This window comes from Psychrobacter sp. H8-1 (assembly GCF_904846575.1).
Taxonomy (GTDB): domain Bacteria; phylum Pseudomonadota; class Gammaproteobacteria; order Pseudomonadales; family Moraxellaceae; genus Psychrobacter; species Psychrobacter fulvigenes.
The window spans coordinates 3,078,517-3,093,452 of record NZ_CAJHBG010000001.1 but is presented as its reverse complement, the minus strand read 5'-3'; the positions used below and the strand labels follow the sequence as shown (position 1 = coordinate 3,093,452).

Annotated in this window: 14 protein-coding genes; 5 read left to right on the top strand and 9 right to left on the bottom strand. The window is 44.8% G+C overall.

The genetic code is table 11. From position 1 onward, the window contains the following. Positions 1-42 precede the first annotated feature (42 nt). A complete protein-coding gene (gene guaA / locus JMY01_RS12850; RefSeq protein ID WP_201576451.1) occupies positions 43-1,653 on the top strand; it encodes a glutamine-hydrolyzing GMP synthase in 1,611 nt (536 codons plus the stop codon). 48 nt (positions 1,654-1,701) lie between these two features. Then, the gene (locus tag JMY01_RS12845; RefSeq protein ID WP_201576442.1) at positions 1,702-2,688 is read left to right on the top strand and encodes a lipopolysaccharide assembly protein LapB; all 987 of its coding nucleotides are present in this window, start codon (positions 1,702-1,704) and stop codon (positions 2,686-2,688) included. A gap of 150 nt (positions 2,689-2,838) precedes the next feature. Here the strand turns inward: JMY01_RS12845 and JMY01_RS12840 are convergent, their stop codons facing one another. Then, positions 2,839-4,053 carry an IS256 family transposase gene (locus tag JMY01_RS12840; protein ID WP_201576440.1) on the bottom strand — a complete coding sequence of 405 codons (1,215 nt, stop codon included), beginning with the start codon at positions 4,051-4,053 and terminating at the stop codon, positions 2,839-2,841. A gap of 21 nt (positions 4,054-4,074) precedes the next feature. On the opposite strand from JMY01_RS12840, the gene JMY01_RS12835 reads away from it, so the two are divergent. Together JMY01_RS12835 and JMY01_RS12830 are read left to right on the top strand one after the other, a co-directional pair. After that, complete coding sequence (locus JMY01_RS12835) at positions 4,075-4,704, top strand: AAA family ATPase (protein WP_201577677.1); 630 nt, start codon at positions 4,075-4,077, stop codon at positions 4,702-4,704. Between the two features lie 4 nt (positions 4,705-4,708). Then, positions 4,709-5,377, top strand: a complete 669-nt coding sequence (locus tag JMY01_RS12830; RefSeq protein ID WP_192994463.1) for a hypothetical protein — start codon at positions 4,709-4,711, stop codon at positions 5,375-5,377. A 107-nt stretch (positions 5,378-5,484) separates the two neighbouring features. On the opposite strand, the gene JMY01_RS12825 is transcribed toward JMY01_RS12830, so the two are convergent. The 7 genes from JMY01_RS12825 to JMY01_RS12795 all read right to left on the bottom strand — a co-directional run bounded on the left by JMY01_RS12825 (position 5,485) and on the right by JMY01_RS12795 (position 12,007). After that, the gene (locus JMY01_RS12825) at positions 5,485-6,489 is read right to left on the bottom strand and encodes a YhdH/YhfP family quinone oxidoreductase (protein ID WP_201576437.1); all 1,005 of its coding nucleotides are present in this window, start codon (positions 6,487-6,489) and stop codon (positions 5,485-5,487) included. A 57-nt stretch (positions 6,490-6,546) separates the two neighbouring features. Then, the gene (locus JMY01_RS12820) at positions 6,547-7,524 is read right to left on the bottom strand and encodes a zinc-binding dehydrogenase (RefSeq protein ID WP_201576434.1); all 978 of its coding nucleotides are present in this window, start codon (positions 7,522-7,524) and stop codon (positions 6,547-6,549) included. A 188-nt stretch (positions 7,525-7,712) separates the two neighbouring features. After that, positions 7,713-8,654, bottom strand: coding sequence for an NADP-dependent oxidoreductase (locus JMY01_RS12815; RefSeq protein ID WP_201576431.1), 942 nt, complete (start codon positions 8,652-8,654; stop codon positions 7,713-7,715). A 170-nt stretch (positions 8,655-8,824) separates the two neighbouring features. Continuing rightward, complete coding sequence (locus tag JMY01_RS12810; protein WP_201576428.1) at positions 8,825-9,427, bottom strand: GDYXXLXY domain-containing protein; 603 nt, start codon at positions 9,425-9,427, stop codon at positions 8,825-8,827. After that, positions 9,427-10,608, bottom strand: a complete 1,182-nt coding sequence (locus JMY01_RS12805; RefSeq protein ID WP_201576426.1) for a DUF4401 domain-containing protein — start codon at positions 10,606-10,608, stop codon at positions 9,427-9,429. The genes JMY01_RS12810 and JMY01_RS12805 overlap by 1 nt, the downstream gene beginning before the upstream one ends. Then, on the bottom strand, positions 10,601-11,662 hold the full coding sequence (locus JMY01_RS12800) for a DUF2157 domain-containing protein (RefSeq protein WP_201576425.1): 1,062 nt from the start codon (positions 11,660-11,662) through the stop codon (positions 10,601-10,603). The genes JMY01_RS12805 and JMY01_RS12800 overlap by 8 nt, the downstream gene beginning before the upstream one ends. A gap of 90 nt (positions 11,663-11,752) precedes the next feature. After that, positions 11,753-12,007 (bottom strand): DUF2798 domain-containing protein, encoded by a 255-nt coding sequence (locus tag JMY01_RS12795; protein ID WP_201576424.1) that lies wholly within the window; start codon positions 12,005-12,007, stop codon positions 11,753-11,755. Between the two features lie 266 nt (positions 12,008-12,273). Between JMY01_RS12795 and JMY01_RS12790 the strand changes: the two genes are divergently transcribed. Then, positions 12,274-13,032, top strand: coding sequence for an aspartate/glutamate racemase family protein (locus JMY01_RS12790; protein ID WP_201576423.1), 759 nt, complete (start codon positions 12,274-12,276; stop codon positions 13,030-13,032). Between the two features lie 93 nt (positions 13,033-13,125). Here the strand turns inward: JMY01_RS12790 and JMY01_RS12785 are convergent, their stop codons facing one another. Then, the gene (locus JMY01_RS12785) at positions 13,126-14,694 is read right to left on the bottom strand and encodes an MATE family efflux transporter (protein WP_201576422.1); all 1,569 of its coding nucleotides are present in this window, start codon (positions 14,692-14,694) and stop codon (positions 13,126-13,128) included. Positions 14,695-14,936: the final 242 nt, after the last annotated feature.

The following is a 14,936-nucleotide window of genomic DNA, read 5'->3' as shown; positions in this document are numbered from 1 at the left end:
TTAAAATAGCGCACCAATTTATTTATTGATGGACACTACGTTATGACAACTGCTGCCAACGTTCCTACTATTAAAGAAGATCGCATCTTAATTCTCGATTTTGGCTCACAGTACAGCCAGCTTATCGCCCGCCGTGTCCGTGATTCAGGCGTGTTTTGTGAGATGCTACCCTTTGATATCGACACTCAGCGCATTACTGATTTTGGTGCCAAAGGCGTTATCTTGTCAGGCGGCCCTGAGAGCGTACACGCAGAGAATAGCCCACGTATCAACGATGCCGTGTTTGACTTGGGCGTGCCAGTATTGGGCATTTGCTACGGTATGCAGGCGATGGCAGATCGTTTTGGCGGGCAAGTTCATGCCAGTGATATCCATGAATTTGGCGCAGCGACGATTAACGTCAATGGTCATTCGCAGCTGACCGATGGCATAGAGGACAAGACGACGGAAAAGGCGACTACTCAGCTCAATGTCTGGATGAGTCATGGCGATAAAGTGATTGAAGCGCCACAAGGTTTCGATATCATCGCCAGTACGCCAAGCTGTCCGATTGCGATTATGGCTGATGACAGCAAGCATTATTATGGTCTACAGTTCCATCCTGAAGTGACCCATACCCTACAAGGTCAAGCGCTACTTGGTCGTTTCGTGCATCAAATTTGCGACTGTGCAGGCGATTGGACACCAGATAATATCGCTGATATGCGTATCGCCCAGTTAAAAGAGCAAATCGGTGACAAGCAAGTTTTGCTCGGTCTATCAGGCGGTGTTGATAGCTCAGTGGTAGCAGCGTTATTGCATAAAGCAATCGGCGATCAGCTTACCTGTGTATTTGTAGACAACGGCTTGCTGCGTCTGAACGAAGGCGACCAAGTCATGCAAATCTTTGCAGAAAACATGGGCGTTAAAGTGATTCGTGTTGATGCTGAAGATTTATTCTTAAATGCACTAGCAGGCGAGTCTGATCCAGAGAAGAAACGCAAAATCATCGGCAAAACCTTCATCGACGTGTTCGCTGATAGTGCGCGTCAAGTGAGCGAGCAGAGCGATGGTAAAGTTGTTGAGTTCTTAGCACAGGGTACGATTTACCCAGACGTGATCGAATCTGCTAAGTCACATCAAGGTAAAGCACACGTCATTAAGAGCCATCATAACGTTGGCGGTTTGCCAGATGACTTGGCGTTTGAATTGGTTGAGCCGTTACGCGATCTATTTAAAGATGAAGTGCGTAAACTTGGTATCACGCTTGGCTTACCTGCCAAAATGATCTATCGTCATCCATTCCCAGGTCCAGGTTTGGGCGTGCGAATCCTTGGCGAAGTGAAAAAAGAATACGCCGATGTCTTGCGCCTCGCTGACGCTATCTTTATGCAGGAGCTTGAGCGTTCAGGCTGGTATGACAAGACCGCGCAAGCCTTTGCCGTATTCCAACCAATCAAATCGGTCGGCGTGGTCGGTGATGGCCGCCGCTATGCGTGGGTCATCGCGCTACGTGCCGTTGAAACTGTAGACTTTATGACCGCGCGCTTTGCCCATCTACCGTATGATTTGATCGAGACAGTATCGAATCGCATCATGAATGAAATCGCGGAAGTATCTCGCGTGACGTATGATGTGTCGAGTAAGCCGCCGGCGACGATTGAGTGGGAATAATTATTCATATGCTATGATTGTAATATCAACGCAAAGGAGTGATGGACTATGAAACTGGTTCATGTGGGACAAAACGAGTGGATGTTTGAAGATGACGTTAGCGATAAGTCGGCTGACAATAGATCAAATGCGCTTGGCGCTGGTAGAGCGCTTAATCTTAAAATAAAAGCCTTTGTAGATGCCGAGGTAAAAAGAGGTCGTGATATCAACGATATTATGAATGAAGTCATGACCAAATTTCAGCATGAAATTGTGCAAGACTTTGATGAGCAGCCGCCAACCTCATTCCAAGTGATACAGATGACGCTGGAGAAAGAAGGTTATGAAGTGGCTCGTGATATTGCTCAGTTTTTAGTATTAGAGAATATGAATGACCCTGATGCTTACTTTAACTTAGCATTTTTGTGTGAGCAGCATGATGACAGCTTTTTAGCACTATTGAGTAGCCGCGAATGTATGCGCCTATACTTAGAGTATTTCCCCAAAAACTTTAATTGGCAAAAAAGTAAGCTGCCATGGGGCATCATGGAGAACCGTCCCTTTTTGCGAGCGCTGTTTCAGCTGGCAAATGTCTATGCTGACAATATGAGCTTTGATGAAGCCTGCGAGCAGGGAGAAAGGCTGCTACAAGTTTGCCCTAGTGACAACCTAGGTATGCGTGAAGCGCTGATAGAATGGTACATGTTTACCGAAGAGTATCAGAAAATAATTCGAATTTGCGACAACTATCCAGAGGATATGCTTGCAAATATCGCTTTCGGTAAGGTGCTGGCTTACTGTTATCAAGATAAATTAGATAAGGCTGAAAAAGAGTGGGATATCGCAAAAGATAACTTGCCTGAAGTGGCGCATGAAATTCTTAAAAAGCGTCATCCTAGACCACGCGGTATGGGTATCAATAGTTATGGTATCGAAATTGGTGGTAAAGAGCAGGCTTATCTCTACTGGCAAGATATGGGCGATTGGTGGGAAGAAAATACTACCGCTCAAACCCTGATTGAGAAAAAACGTGCTGAGAAAAAGAAGAAAAAATAATTTGATTTAGCGGCACTTCTCTTTAGTTAAAACACTCAACTTAGTTGGGTGTTTTTTTTGGTTATAATTATTTTTCATAGTTTATAAGTTAACTCTCTATAACGGACATAGGTTTGCAGGAGCCCATCCCAGATTCTGTGTAACTGCCATTTAGATTAAATGCTTACTAATACGGTCATCAAACATAATCATAAAACGATTCAGAGCAGACGTCCAGTTACGGATTGGCATCGACCACTTTTTAGACGCCTGCTGGGTGGCTAAGTACACCACTTTAAATGCTGCCTGATCAGATGGGAACACCTTACGCTTATTCACTGCCGTCCGAATCACACTGTTTAGCGACTCTATCGCATTAGTAGTATAAATCGCTTTTCTAATGTCTTTAGGATAATTAAAGAACACCGTTAAGCCCTCCCAGTTATTGCGCCAAGACTTGACCACATGCGGATAACTTTCGCCCCACACCTCATCAAAGTGCTCAAGATTGGCCTCTGCCATCTCAAGGGTATCAGCGCCGTAGATGGCTTTTAAATCAGCCGCTACGGCCTTTTTATCCGTCCACGGTACGAACTTCATTGAGTAACGCACCATGTGTACGATACACAGCTGAACCTGTGCCTTTGGATAGACGGTGTTAATGGCATCAGGGAAGCCCTTTAGACCGTCAACACAAGCGATTAAGATGTCTTGTACGCCACGGTTTTGAAGCTCGGTAAGAACACCTAGCCAGAACTTAGCGCCTTCATTCTCTGAGAGCCACATACCAAGCAGCTCTTTTTTACCGTTAAGGTTAACGCCTAGGGCTAAGTAAATGGCTTTGTTGATGATCTGCTTGTCTTGACGTATCTTCACGACGATGCAGTCTAGATAGACGATAGGATAAACACTGCTCAGCGGCCGGTTCTGCCAAGCAGTGATGTCCTCTAATATGTTATCGGTGACTCTTGAGACAAGAGAGCTTGAGATGTCGACATCGTAGAGCTCTTTAATGCTCTCTACGATCTCAGTGGTGGTTTGACCCTTGGCGTAAAGGAATATGATTTTATCATCGAGACCTGAGATACGGGTTTGATGCTTACTAACGAGTACAGGCTCAAAGCTGCTATCACGGTCTCTTGGGGTAGAGATTTCAAGATCGCCTGTATCACTGCGGACGGTCTTTTTAGTGTGTCCGTTGCGCTTGTTTGGTTTATCTGCTTTCTCATGCTTGGGGTAGCCAAGATGGTCTTCCATCTCAGCCTCTAAGGCAGTATCGATAAACGACTGCATGAGCTGCTTTTGGAAGTCTTTGATGTCATCGAAGCTTTTCATGCTACCAGCCATTTTCTCGGCCAGTTTCTTGATGTCAGATTGAGTAGTCATTGCTTATTCTCCTGTTAGGGGATTATAAGCAGTTACACAGTTTTTAGGAAACTCCCGGAACTTAAGCTAGTTTTTAAGTCTGATTCATTCTCTTTTGAGATTCATCAGAAACATAAAGAACCGTACACATTTCAAAGTCTTTCATCTGGATTCTCTTCTATTATGGCAATTTATGCCGACTTAATTACTAAGGTATCATTACGTGCAATCGATCCAGAAGAATTAACTGGTATCGTTATGATTGATGAAATAGATGCCCACCTTCATGTATCGCTACAAAAGAAAATATTGTCGTTTTTAACGAGCGCCTTTCCTAACGTTCAGTTCATCGTTACTACTCATTCACCGTTTGTGGTTTCATCGGTTAAAGACGCTGTCATTTATGACTTGTCAAAACTAGAGCAAGTTGAAGATCTATCTATGTACTCTTACGAAGCAGTGCTTGAAGGTTTGTTTGGTGTACTCCCAATTTCTGAATTACTTCAACAAAACATTGAAGCACTTGCTGAGCTTTTGGAAAGACGTCCAATTGATCTTGAACAAATTCAAGCACTCTTAAATCAGCTACCTCAAGATGAAGATTCTCTAGATTCTGAATCGCTTTACTTTGTTAATTCAGCAAAACTAGCAATCAACAAAGCAAAGGGATAGTAGTATGTTTAATGTAGTAAGGAATGGATCAATCCCTGTTTCGCTAGCTGATAAACGGAAATACGATTCTAAAGATGTGTGGGAAGAGTTAAGCAAAGTATTCCATAAGAAGTGTTATATCTGTGAAACTAGTGAGCCTCAAGACATCAATGTTGAACACTTCGTACCACATCAAGGTGATGAAGATTTAAAGTTCGATTGGAATAATTTGTACTTCTCTTGTGGACGCTGCAACAATATAAAACTTTCTAAGTATGATGATCTTATCGACTGTTGTGATCCAAATATTGATGTCGTTCGAGCTGTTAAACATTTGCCACCATCAACACCATATGCTAAACATCTTCCAATTGAAGCTCAATATGACGACGACAAAACCCAACTGACAGCGAAACTCTTAGACAAAGTCTTTAACAGTGAACATACACCTAACAAAGCAGTTTCAGCATCGTTCCTAAGAAAAAGAGTGTTTGACCAATACAATCTACTTTTCAAGGAGTTAAACAATTACTACGACCCAATGGCTTTACCAGAAGAAAAAACAATGGCCGTTGAGCGCATTAAACTCCTTCTCAAACCAGCGTCTCCGTACAGTGCGTTTATAAGTTGGTGCATCATAGAAGATGAAGAGTTGGGGCCTATGCTACAAGATTTTATTGGCATAGTTGAGTAGGTTTTTATTGACTAGCTAAATATCAAAAACATTCTATTTATTCTAAAACCACGATGGCAGCACTCCAAAAGAAGCGCTGCCATCATCTAAAAACTAACGTCTAAACATTAACCCCGCACATTCACCACATAACGCCCAACCGTCTGACTCGCCATAAAGCGATCTAAATATTCCGGCGTTTGCTCAAGCGTAATCTCTTCAGCATACTTCTCTAAATTAGGTAGCTTCATATCGGTCGAGACGCGCTGCCAGATAGCCCTTTTATCCGCCAGGGGAATATAGACCGAATCGATACCGAGTAGGGACACTGCGCGAGTGATAAACGGCAATACCGTCATCGAAAATTCAGCGCCGCCTGCCAAGCCACAACTAGTAACTGCGCCGCCTGCTTTGGTTTGCTTGAGTAGGTTTGCCAAATAGTCACCGCCGATGGTATCAATGGCGTTTGCCCATAGTTCGCGGCCGACAGGTTTATCACCGATTTCATTGATGGTATCGCGATGACGGACTTCGCTTGCGCCAAGTTCTTTTAGATAGTCGCTTTGCTCTGGCTTACCAGAGAAGGCGATGACATCATAGCCCAGCTGACTCAAAATCGCGATACTGATACTACCGACACCGCCCGTTGCACCTGTGACGGCGACTGGACCGTCTTCAGGTTTTGCGCCCATTTTCTCTAACTTTTGCACACTTAAGGCTGCGGTTAAGCCGCCCGTGCCATAAATCATGGCTTCTTTTAGCGTTAAAGAAGATGGGCATTCGACCGCCCAATCGGCAGGGATAGAGATCATTTGCGCCAAGCCACCATCGGTATCCATACCCAGATCATAACCAAATACGACGACTTCTTGACCCTCGGAAAAAGTGCCAGACTTGTCGCTGACTACGATTCCTGCCGCATCAATACCAGGGGTGTGCGGATAGTTTCTGGTGATTCTTTTATTACCCGAGGCTGACATGGCATCTTTGAAATTTAATGATGAATAATGCACTTCGATTAACAAATCATTCTCAGGTAAATCATCGACACTGCGCTGTTGAATACTTTTCTTAAATTCACCGTCGTTGGTTTCTTCGACCACTAGGGCTTTGAAAACTGTGTTATTAGACATAGCGTACTTCCAGTTAAAAGGGTTTGTTTACAACTAAGAGCTATAAAAAATATAAGCTTAAGGCTTTAATAGCACCTTGCCGCTCTTACCCGCCTGCAACTTGCCATCGACTGCCTCGATAATATCGGCTAGATCAAAGGTCGCTTCTACAGGCAGTCTTAATTTGCCGTCAACGGCACACTCTATCAGCTCATTGACCAGACGCTTTTTGTTTTCGACACTCATCTCTTGGCTCAGCTTACTGCCCCAAAACCCTTTCAAGACTGCTTGCTTGAAAATCATGTGAGTCGGGTTGAGCACCATTGGCTTACCTGACATCGCACCAAATACCGCAAACGTCCCATAATGGCCAAGTAGAGAAAGCAGATCACCACTGTCTTCGCCACCGACAGAATCGACCGCCGCACTGATTTTATCGTCACCAAGGATGGCTTTGACTTGCTCTTTCCAGGCTTCATCTGCGGTGTTGACGTTGTTTTTGATGTCTAGCGCTTCTAATTCGCTCATGGCATCGCTACTGCGTACGACGTTGATGGTGTTGATACCGCGGGCAGCAGCGAGCATGGCCAGTGACTTACCGACCGCACCATTGGCAGCATTATGGATGATCCATTGTCCGCTCTCTACTTCTAGGAATTCAAGTAGCATAAGGGCACTGAGCGGCATGGCGATCAGCTGTGCTGCCATCTCATCGTCTAAGCTTTCTGGGATAGGAAATATCATATGCTCAGGCGCAACGAAGTACTCTGCCCAAGTCGCTTGTACGCTTGCCGCTGCTACGCGCTGACCGACTTTTAGGTCTTTTACCTCGCTTCCTACTGCATCAATGACGCCAACTGCTTCACTACCACCAATCGCCGGCAGCTCAGGTTTGAAGCCGTATTTACCGCGAATGGTGAGTAGGTCATGGTTATGAATGGAAGCGAGTACTGTTTTGACACGGACTTCATTGGCCTTTGGTTCTGGGATAGGACGGTCGCCAAGGCTAAGTACTTCAGTTGGTCTGCCAAATTCGTTATAAGTTGCGCTACGCATAATAAATCCTTTTTTTGATTTTTCAGTTTTTTGATAAGGTCTAATTGGTGCGGTTTATTTTGAAGTCCTCACCAATTATCAGTCACTAACAGTAACAAGTCTCACTTGTCTATCACAATGCTTGTTTGGTTAAGTTGCTTTAGTTTAAGCATGTTTTTATAAGTTTAAAATATAAAGCGTAAGAAGAGCTACACTTTAACCACAGCTTTACCTACTGTCCGATTAGACTCAACTTGACGATGAGCGTCTGCTAAGTTTTCAAAGGCAAAAGTCTTGCAGACGTGCGGTTTTAGCGTACCATTCTCCAGCATTTCTTTTAGCGTTTGCATGTCAGAGCCATTGGAAGTCACACTAAAAAACGAGACGTTGATATCATGTTGCTTAGCATAATTTACTACTGTTTCAGAGAACTCAGGACTGGGTAAAGAGATAATCGATTGTCCATCTTTGGTGACCGTTAAGGACTTCTCAAGTACTTCACCGCCGATAGCATCCAAAACAAAATCAAGATCCGATACTATCTTTTCAAAATCTTGCGTTTCATAATCAATATGTTCATCTGCGCCTAAAGACAGCACGAAGTCTCTATTGTCAGCAGAAGAAGTTGAGATAACGTAAGCACCAAGATGTTTGGCAATCTGTACAGCGAAATGACCAACACCGCCTGAGCCTGCATGTATCAGTACTTTATCACCAGCTTTAATTCTAGGCTCTAGTGCTTGTAGCGCTGTCAAAGCGGCAAGCGTGGTCGCAGCCGCAGCTTCAAAGGAGATACCGGCAGGTATCTTGGCAAGCTGCTCCGCCGGAGCGGTGACATATTCGGCGTAAGCATTGCCATGACCAGGAAAGTTGACCAGTCCAAAGACGGCATCGCCTTCTTTGAAGTCAGTGACATCTTGACCAATCGCGGTGACTACGCCTGCGATATCCCAGCCTAGAATCAGAGGTCTGTCAGTACCATACACCATATCCAATAGATCAGGTAGCTCGCGTATCTTGACATCGACAGGGTTAATACTAATGGCTTTGGTCTCAATCAGCACTTCATCGGCTTTGGGTGCTGGTCGCTCAATCTCGCTTAAGATAAGATGGTCAACGCCGCCTGATTTGTGCAGTAGATAGGCTTGCATAAGAGTCTCCTTTATTTTTCTAAAGTCAGGATTTTATTCATAAAATAAGTAAGAATCACTGTAGCAAGTTGCTCTGATTACTAGCAGTAGCAGTTTGGTTAAGTCATGTTATTGCTTGCTTTGAAACGCCCTAGTGTAATTATTGAGTTTGAGCGCTTTTTTAAAGTTAATTACTTCGGTTCAATCACTGCAAAGTTGCCATCGACCATATCAGTCAGCAAAGGCTCACCTTTATCATTCACCCGTAAGAGTCCATATTCTGCCGCTTCATAAGCTTCTGCATGACCTTCTTGAAAGAAAAAAGCATTGGTCGCAAGTTTCATGGAGCCGAGACGAATACGATAGTAAATCGCCATTTCATTCGCCGGCAATCCCTCAGGTTGACTATCACTTATACGTGCAAACTGCCCCACATTGTTTTCGTCTAGCGTTACGATGGCATAGCCATCAGCTGACACGATATTGCGAGCGTCAGCTGAATCATCGGCGGTACTTTTTTCTAACGCTGTAAAGACATTATTCTCCAGTGCGTATCTAAGGGTCATATAATCGCCCTGCATAAAGCCGCGCGGGTCAACAGGGGCAAGCTCTAGTAAAACGCTATCACCTGTCGCGAGATGAGTCTCAAACTTCATGACATTGATATTGATCATGGTTAAAACCAGCAGCAGCCCTAGTATGGCAACGCTAAGCGTAAACGAACACTTTTGCCACCAAGGTAGTGACTTGGCTAAGGAGTCTTGAGTCACCAGTCCATCATTGATATTAGTCATTATGGGCGCTCCTTACGGCTAATATCTTGACTGATAGAGCGGTCATTAGAGCGGTTAGTAATGTTGCCAGTAGTGCGATTAGATAAGGCAGTCTTATCAGAAAAATAACGCTTAATGAGCAACCAGCGCATCAGTAACAGGCTAATACCGATAATCAGCATGGAGATGGATTTAACGAGCAGTGAGGTATCGAGCTGATAGTAATACCAAAATACATAGCCGACCAAAGCAAACACTCCCGCACCTAATAGTATGCGTTGGCTGTTTGCCATAGCAATAACGATGACGAGACTGGTCGCAAGCAGTCCTGAGACATAGATCGACATCACGCCCAATACGGCAAGGGCAGATACGATTATCAGTCCAGCGGCTGATAGGGTTTTGATGTGATAACGGCTAAGAATCAGATAAGCAGCGTAAAGGCTGGCGAGGGTCAGTAGCCCTTGTGCCAAGTAATAGTTATAGTGAAACCCTTCATTATAGGTAGCAAAAGCATAAGTGCTTTCACTGACGATAAAGTAAACAGAGACGCACAGCAGCACGAGCGCGCTGCTATAGGCAACCGCTTTGCTAATATCAAAGGCCGCAAAACGAGTTTTGTAAGGGACTCGCTGTAACAGGGAGTAGCGTTGCAAATTGGCGATTATCACGACCAATGCCAACAGGCCTAAGCTAAATTCAGGTATACCATAATAACTGAGCATATAGACCAGACATCCTAACGCTATCGCACTACTCAGCAGACGATAGACGAAGTTTGGCATGAAGGTAGTGAGTATGATTTGAATCAGCAAAAACAGCCATAAGCCGAGTGGCTGTAACCCATCCATAAATAAGGCAATGACAATATAAACTTGTCCTGCGCCGCTAATCGCAAAGGCCAAACCATTCCAAAATGGACTCTGGCGTATATGCTCGTTGTGAAACATAATCCCACCTGCAGCGCTCAGCACTGCACCAACGATAAAGATACCTGCCGTACTATCAAGAATGCTGGTTTCAACTAAAATAAGCGTCAAGAATGCCAAAAACAGCAAGCTTGCAAACACACCACTTAAGCCAAAAAACACCTGTAAATACCAAGGCGTGTTCTCACTTGATTGACTATCAAGGGTTGCATTGCCATTGATTAGGCCGATGCGTTTTAACTCTATGAGGGCTTGTTGAGAGTCATCAGTCATGGTTTGCCCCTTTATCTGTTAGTGAGGCTTTAGCGTTTTTGTTGGCGATAAACTGGTGCTCAAGGCTTGCCAGTCTTCGCAGCCAAGCGACTGCATATGAGCTCATACCGATCAGTAAGGGCGTGAGTATAAAAAACACACCCGCATTCATATCATTAGGGAGCACCTGCACCGCCCAAAACATGACTACAGTGATGATAGAAAAACAAAGAAAAGTCAGCATCAGCACATCGATTTGCCGCAAATAAAAACGCCAATATATCAATGCACACCAGCCTGCCCATGACAGCAAGGTGGGGATCACTGTTAGTGCGTTGATGTTGCCAATGACATAAATAATAGCAAAATGGGTGATAGAGTAAGTACTGAGTACGGCAACGACATAAGTACTCCAATGCAAGCGAGCGTTTGTTAGATGGCGCTGGTCAATCAGAGTATCACCATCCAAAAATCTCAACCAGAGAATGAGCATCACTGTATTTATCAATGCCAATGTAGCAACACGAATGACATAAGGATAGTCGCTGTCAAAAGAGAATGCCGCATCGATATATTGCAAGACAGTAGCATTAATCAGCCCAAGCCATAGCAGCCATAGCGCAGGGAAGCGCGCGATGACTACCCACGGAGTGATGAGTGCCGCCCAGCCAAAAAACAACTGCCACGTATCCGCGCCCGTCTGATAGACCTGACCAAATAGCGCCAGCAAGCTGCCAGTAATGACACTAGCAATGAGTAAAAGTAGCTGTTGGATAAGTTTGAACTTGCGTTTAAAAGCCAATAACGCATAAGCCGCAATGGTGATGACTAACGCACCTTCGACCAAGGCAAACTTACCCATCTTGCCCATGTTTATCCAGTTGTAGGCGATAAAGAACACCAGTGCCAACACCAACGCTACTGCGCCAATGATGAGTAATGCTTTATCAAAAAATGCCAGCCAAGTGCGCTTGCTCGGAAATACTTCTAAGTGCGTCGCCGCTGTCTCTGCGTGCTCTAGGGGCAGGGTGCCTTGATTGAGCAGTTGCTCGATGGTACGCCGCGATTGGCTCATAGCGCTCTCTAAATAAAAACCGTATGACGTCTATATTAGCTGTTTTTATTTAGCAGGTGTGGAAAAGTGGGGTAAAGATAGGGTGGTAAATTAATAAAACTCAATACGACTGAGCAGATGCTCTTGGATCAAATAGGCACAGATGTAAGCGCTTGGCCAAGCAACCATAAAGGCAAATTTCCATGAATGAAACAGGGTGATAAAGAAGCCTTCGACAAATCCTATATTGATCAGCAGCAATGCCGTCGAGATAATCGTAGACATCATCAGCGCCATTAAAAAGGTGAAAATAAGGCGGTAGTATTTGCGCCGCGTGCGTATTCTGACGGTAGGAAATTTTGCCATAATGTTATGTTGTCCTGCATGATGAGAGCCACGCTTAAATAATGTTATAAACGTGATGTTGTGAGCTGATAGATTACGAAGTGAAGCATTACTAATGCTTGGCGGTGACTATGATATCGCGTGATGATGGTGAGGTAAAAGGGTTAGTATCAATCATAACGTTCTCATTATTATATTGTTATCATTTGGCTTTAATGATTTTCAGTCATCCAAGCATATTGAATAAGCTTCAACGCTATCCAAAAATACATGTATAAGGATAAAAAATGTCTACTGATCAAAAAAACTCAGCGCAACGAACCACTAAGCAACGAACATTAGGCATCATCGGCGGTATGAGCTGGGAGAGTACTGAAAGCTATTATCGTCTGATAAATGAAGGCATCAAAGCAAAATTAGGCGGATTACATTCAGCAGATTTGTTGATTCATAGTTTAGACTTTGCACCGATTGGCGAGTTGCAAGCCCAAGGCGATTGGAAAGAGATGAGCGAGATATTAGCCAATAGCGGCAAGCGTTTACAAGCGGCTGGCGCACAAGGCTTATTAATCGCTACCAATACCATGCATAAAGTTGCAAATGATGTGAAAGCTGCGACTGGTCTACCGATTATTCATATCGCTGATGCCACGGCTACTGCGATTAAGCGAAAAGGTCTGAGCAAGATAGCGCTACTCGGTACGCAATTTACGATGACGCAGGACTTTTACAAACAGCGCCTTGTTGATGCTGGCTTGCAAGTTTTAATACCTGAGACAGACGCGCGGGCAGAGGTGCATCGGATTATCTATGATGAGCTGTGCCAAGGGCAATTTCTTGATAGCTCACGTCAGTATTATAGCCAAGTGATTCAAGACTTAGCCAATGAAGGAGCAAAAGGCGTGATATTAGGCTGTACCGAAATTGGACTGCTGATTAAGCAAGAAGACAGTCCAATTCCAGTATTTGATACCACCGCCATTCATGCAGCGGCGGCGGTAGAGTTTTTATTGGATAATGCAAAGCCTAGTACAAGACAGAATTAGGTTAGGTGTTCGTAGTAATAGGTAAGTATGATGAATAATTACTCGCCATCCCAAGAGCAAAAGCCGCCAAGCCAAGCTTATACTGACACCAAGCTATGATCGCTTATTCTTTCTAATCATACGGTGTCTCTGCAGTCGTCTCTGCAGTCGTCGACGCAACCTTGTGATACGGCGTAAAGGCGATAGTTTCCATACAGTGGTCGGTAAAATATCACGAAATGATGCACTGGTGCCTGTATGCGCGCGAAACTCCTCAGACCTTTGCGCAGCTTCTTCTGCAGGCAGGTTTTTACCCTTGCGCCATCCGCCGTACAGATAGAGTCCCCCTCCCATCACAGCAGTGGCTACCATGCCCGCTGGAAACGACAGCCAAAGCGCATCGGTTCCGAGTAGGGGATAAAGCCCGAAAGCAAATCCAAGACGCACTGGATACATCGAAATCACCATGACAATCAGCGGCCAAATCACATATCCATTTGCACGCATGGTGCCGAACAGCACTTGCGCTATCCCAAAAAAGACAAAGCCCCAAGTCGCCATTAACTGAATATGACGCCCAATCGGCACCGCTGGGCTGTCACTACTAAGGAAAAGGCTCAAAATAGCCTCATCAAAAATGGTCAGCACCCCAATCATAGCACCAGTCAATATCACGTTAAAGATGAGCCCCCAACGGGTGATACCTGCAACTCGGCTCCATTGGTTGGCACCGATGTTCTGTGCGACCATCGCACTGGCTGCAGCGCTTAGCGCCATAGCAGGCATCTGTACGTATGTCCAAAGCTGCTGGGTTGCGCTATAGGCTGCTGTCGTCTGTACGCCCTCGCGGTTGATCAGTGATAGCATAGTCAATGCCGCCGAAGAAATGACAATCATCTGAATGCCCATCGGCAATCCTTTTGAGAACATTGACTTCAGGATTTCTCGGTTTGCGCGCAAAAAATGCAGCTCAGGTAAGCTAAGTGTCAGCACAGAGCCACGCCAGTACAGGGTGAAGACCATGCCGATAAGCGCCAGCGTGTTTGCAACGGCGGTTGCGAATGCCGAGCCAAATATACCCCATTCGGGAAAGGGTCCTAGACCCAAAATCAGCGTCGGTGTCAAAACCAGATCAATAACCACTGATATGATGATAAACCAAAGCGGCGTCGTAGAATCGCCCGTCCCGCGCAGTGCCATCATTAGTAGCGTAAAGGTCAATGTGACGGGCATCGCAACAAAAATCATCCGCAGGTAAGTCAAGGCAAGCCCGACCGCACTTGACGGTGTACCAAGCAGATCGAGTAACGTCGGGGCAAATATCCACCCTATTGCCGATACCAATACACTTATTGGAATAATGCTGCCCAGCGCTGTTCCCATGGTCTTTTTGACCATAGCATCGTCACGGCGACCCATTGCCTGACCAATCAAAATAGTGGCCGCCATGCCAAAACCAAAAACGAAAGAGATCAAGATAAACATCAAGATGTTACCGTTCGCCGTTGCGGCAAGCGCCTCCTCACCTAAAAATCGGCCCACCCAAACGGCATTGATCGAGCCGTTTAATGACTGTAGTGCCGATGAACCAAGCGTTGGCAAGGCAAACAGTAGCATTGTTTTGGTAATCGACCCTTCGGTGAGGTCACGCTGTTTACCAGTGGCGGTATTTTTTTTACTCAATGTTTATCCTTTTGCGCTAGACCGTTCATTTGGGTCTGATTAAACGAAAACGCTTATCATAAACCAGAAAGCGGGTGCCGTCTTTATTAGAGCTGTAAACCCTGAGTAAACTCTATAGTTATTTGACTATCGTTTTTTATGTGATTGTCATACCGTTTAGAGATGAGGATAATGGCTATGATTGCTTACACTTAAAATAAGCTTGTGCTAGGATTAATCTTTTTTATAAATGAACCCTATCA

Excerpts from the sequence above, each read along its gene's own strand:
- guaA (WP_201576451.1), top strand. The coding sequence starts at position 43 with ATGACAACTGCTGCCAACGTTCCTACTATTAAAGAAGATCGCATCTTA.
- JMY01_RS12845 (WP_201576442.1), top strand. The coding sequence starts at position 1,702 with ATGAAACTGGTTCATGTGGGACAAAACGAGTGGATGTTTGAAGATGAC.
- JMY01_RS12840 (WP_201576440.1), bottom strand. The coding sequence starts at position 4,053 with ATGACTACTCAATCTGACATCAAGAAACTGGCCGAGAAAATGGCTGGT.
- JMY01_RS12830 (WP_192994463.1), top strand. The coding sequence starts at position 4,709 with ATGTTTAATGTAGTAAGGAATGGATCAATCCCTGTTTCGCTAGCTGAT.
- JMY01_RS12825 (WP_201576437.1), bottom strand. The coding sequence starts at position 6,489 with ATGTCTAATAACACAGTTTTCAAAGCCCTAGTGGTCGAAGAAACCAAC.
- JMY01_RS12820 (WP_201576434.1), bottom strand. The coding sequence starts at position 7,524 with ATGCGTAGCGCAACTTATAACGAATTTGGCAGACCAACTGAAGTACTT.
- JMY01_RS12815 (WP_201576431.1), bottom strand. The coding sequence starts at position 8,654 with ATGCAAGCCTATCTACTGCACAAATCAGGCGGCGTTGACCATCTTATC.
- JMY01_RS12810 (WP_201576428.1), bottom strand. The coding sequence starts at position 9,427 with ATGACTAATATCAATGATGGACTGGTGACTCAAGACTCCTTAGCCAAG.
- JMY01_RS12805 (WP_201576426.1), bottom strand. The coding sequence starts at position 10,608 with ATGACTGATGACTCTCAACAAGCCCTCATAGAGTTAAAACGCATCGGC.
- JMY01_RS12800 (WP_201576425.1), bottom strand. The coding sequence starts at position 11,662 with ATGAGCCAATCGCGGCGTACCATCGAGCAACTGCTCAATCAAGGCACC.
- JMY01_RS12795 (WP_201576424.1), bottom strand. The coding sequence starts at position 12,007 with ATGGCAAAATTTCCTACCGTCAGAATACGCACGCGGCGCAAATACTAC.
- JMY01_RS12790 (WP_201576423.1), top strand. The coding sequence starts at position 12,274 with ATGTCTACTGATCAAAAAAACTCAGCGCAACGAACCACTAAGCAACGA.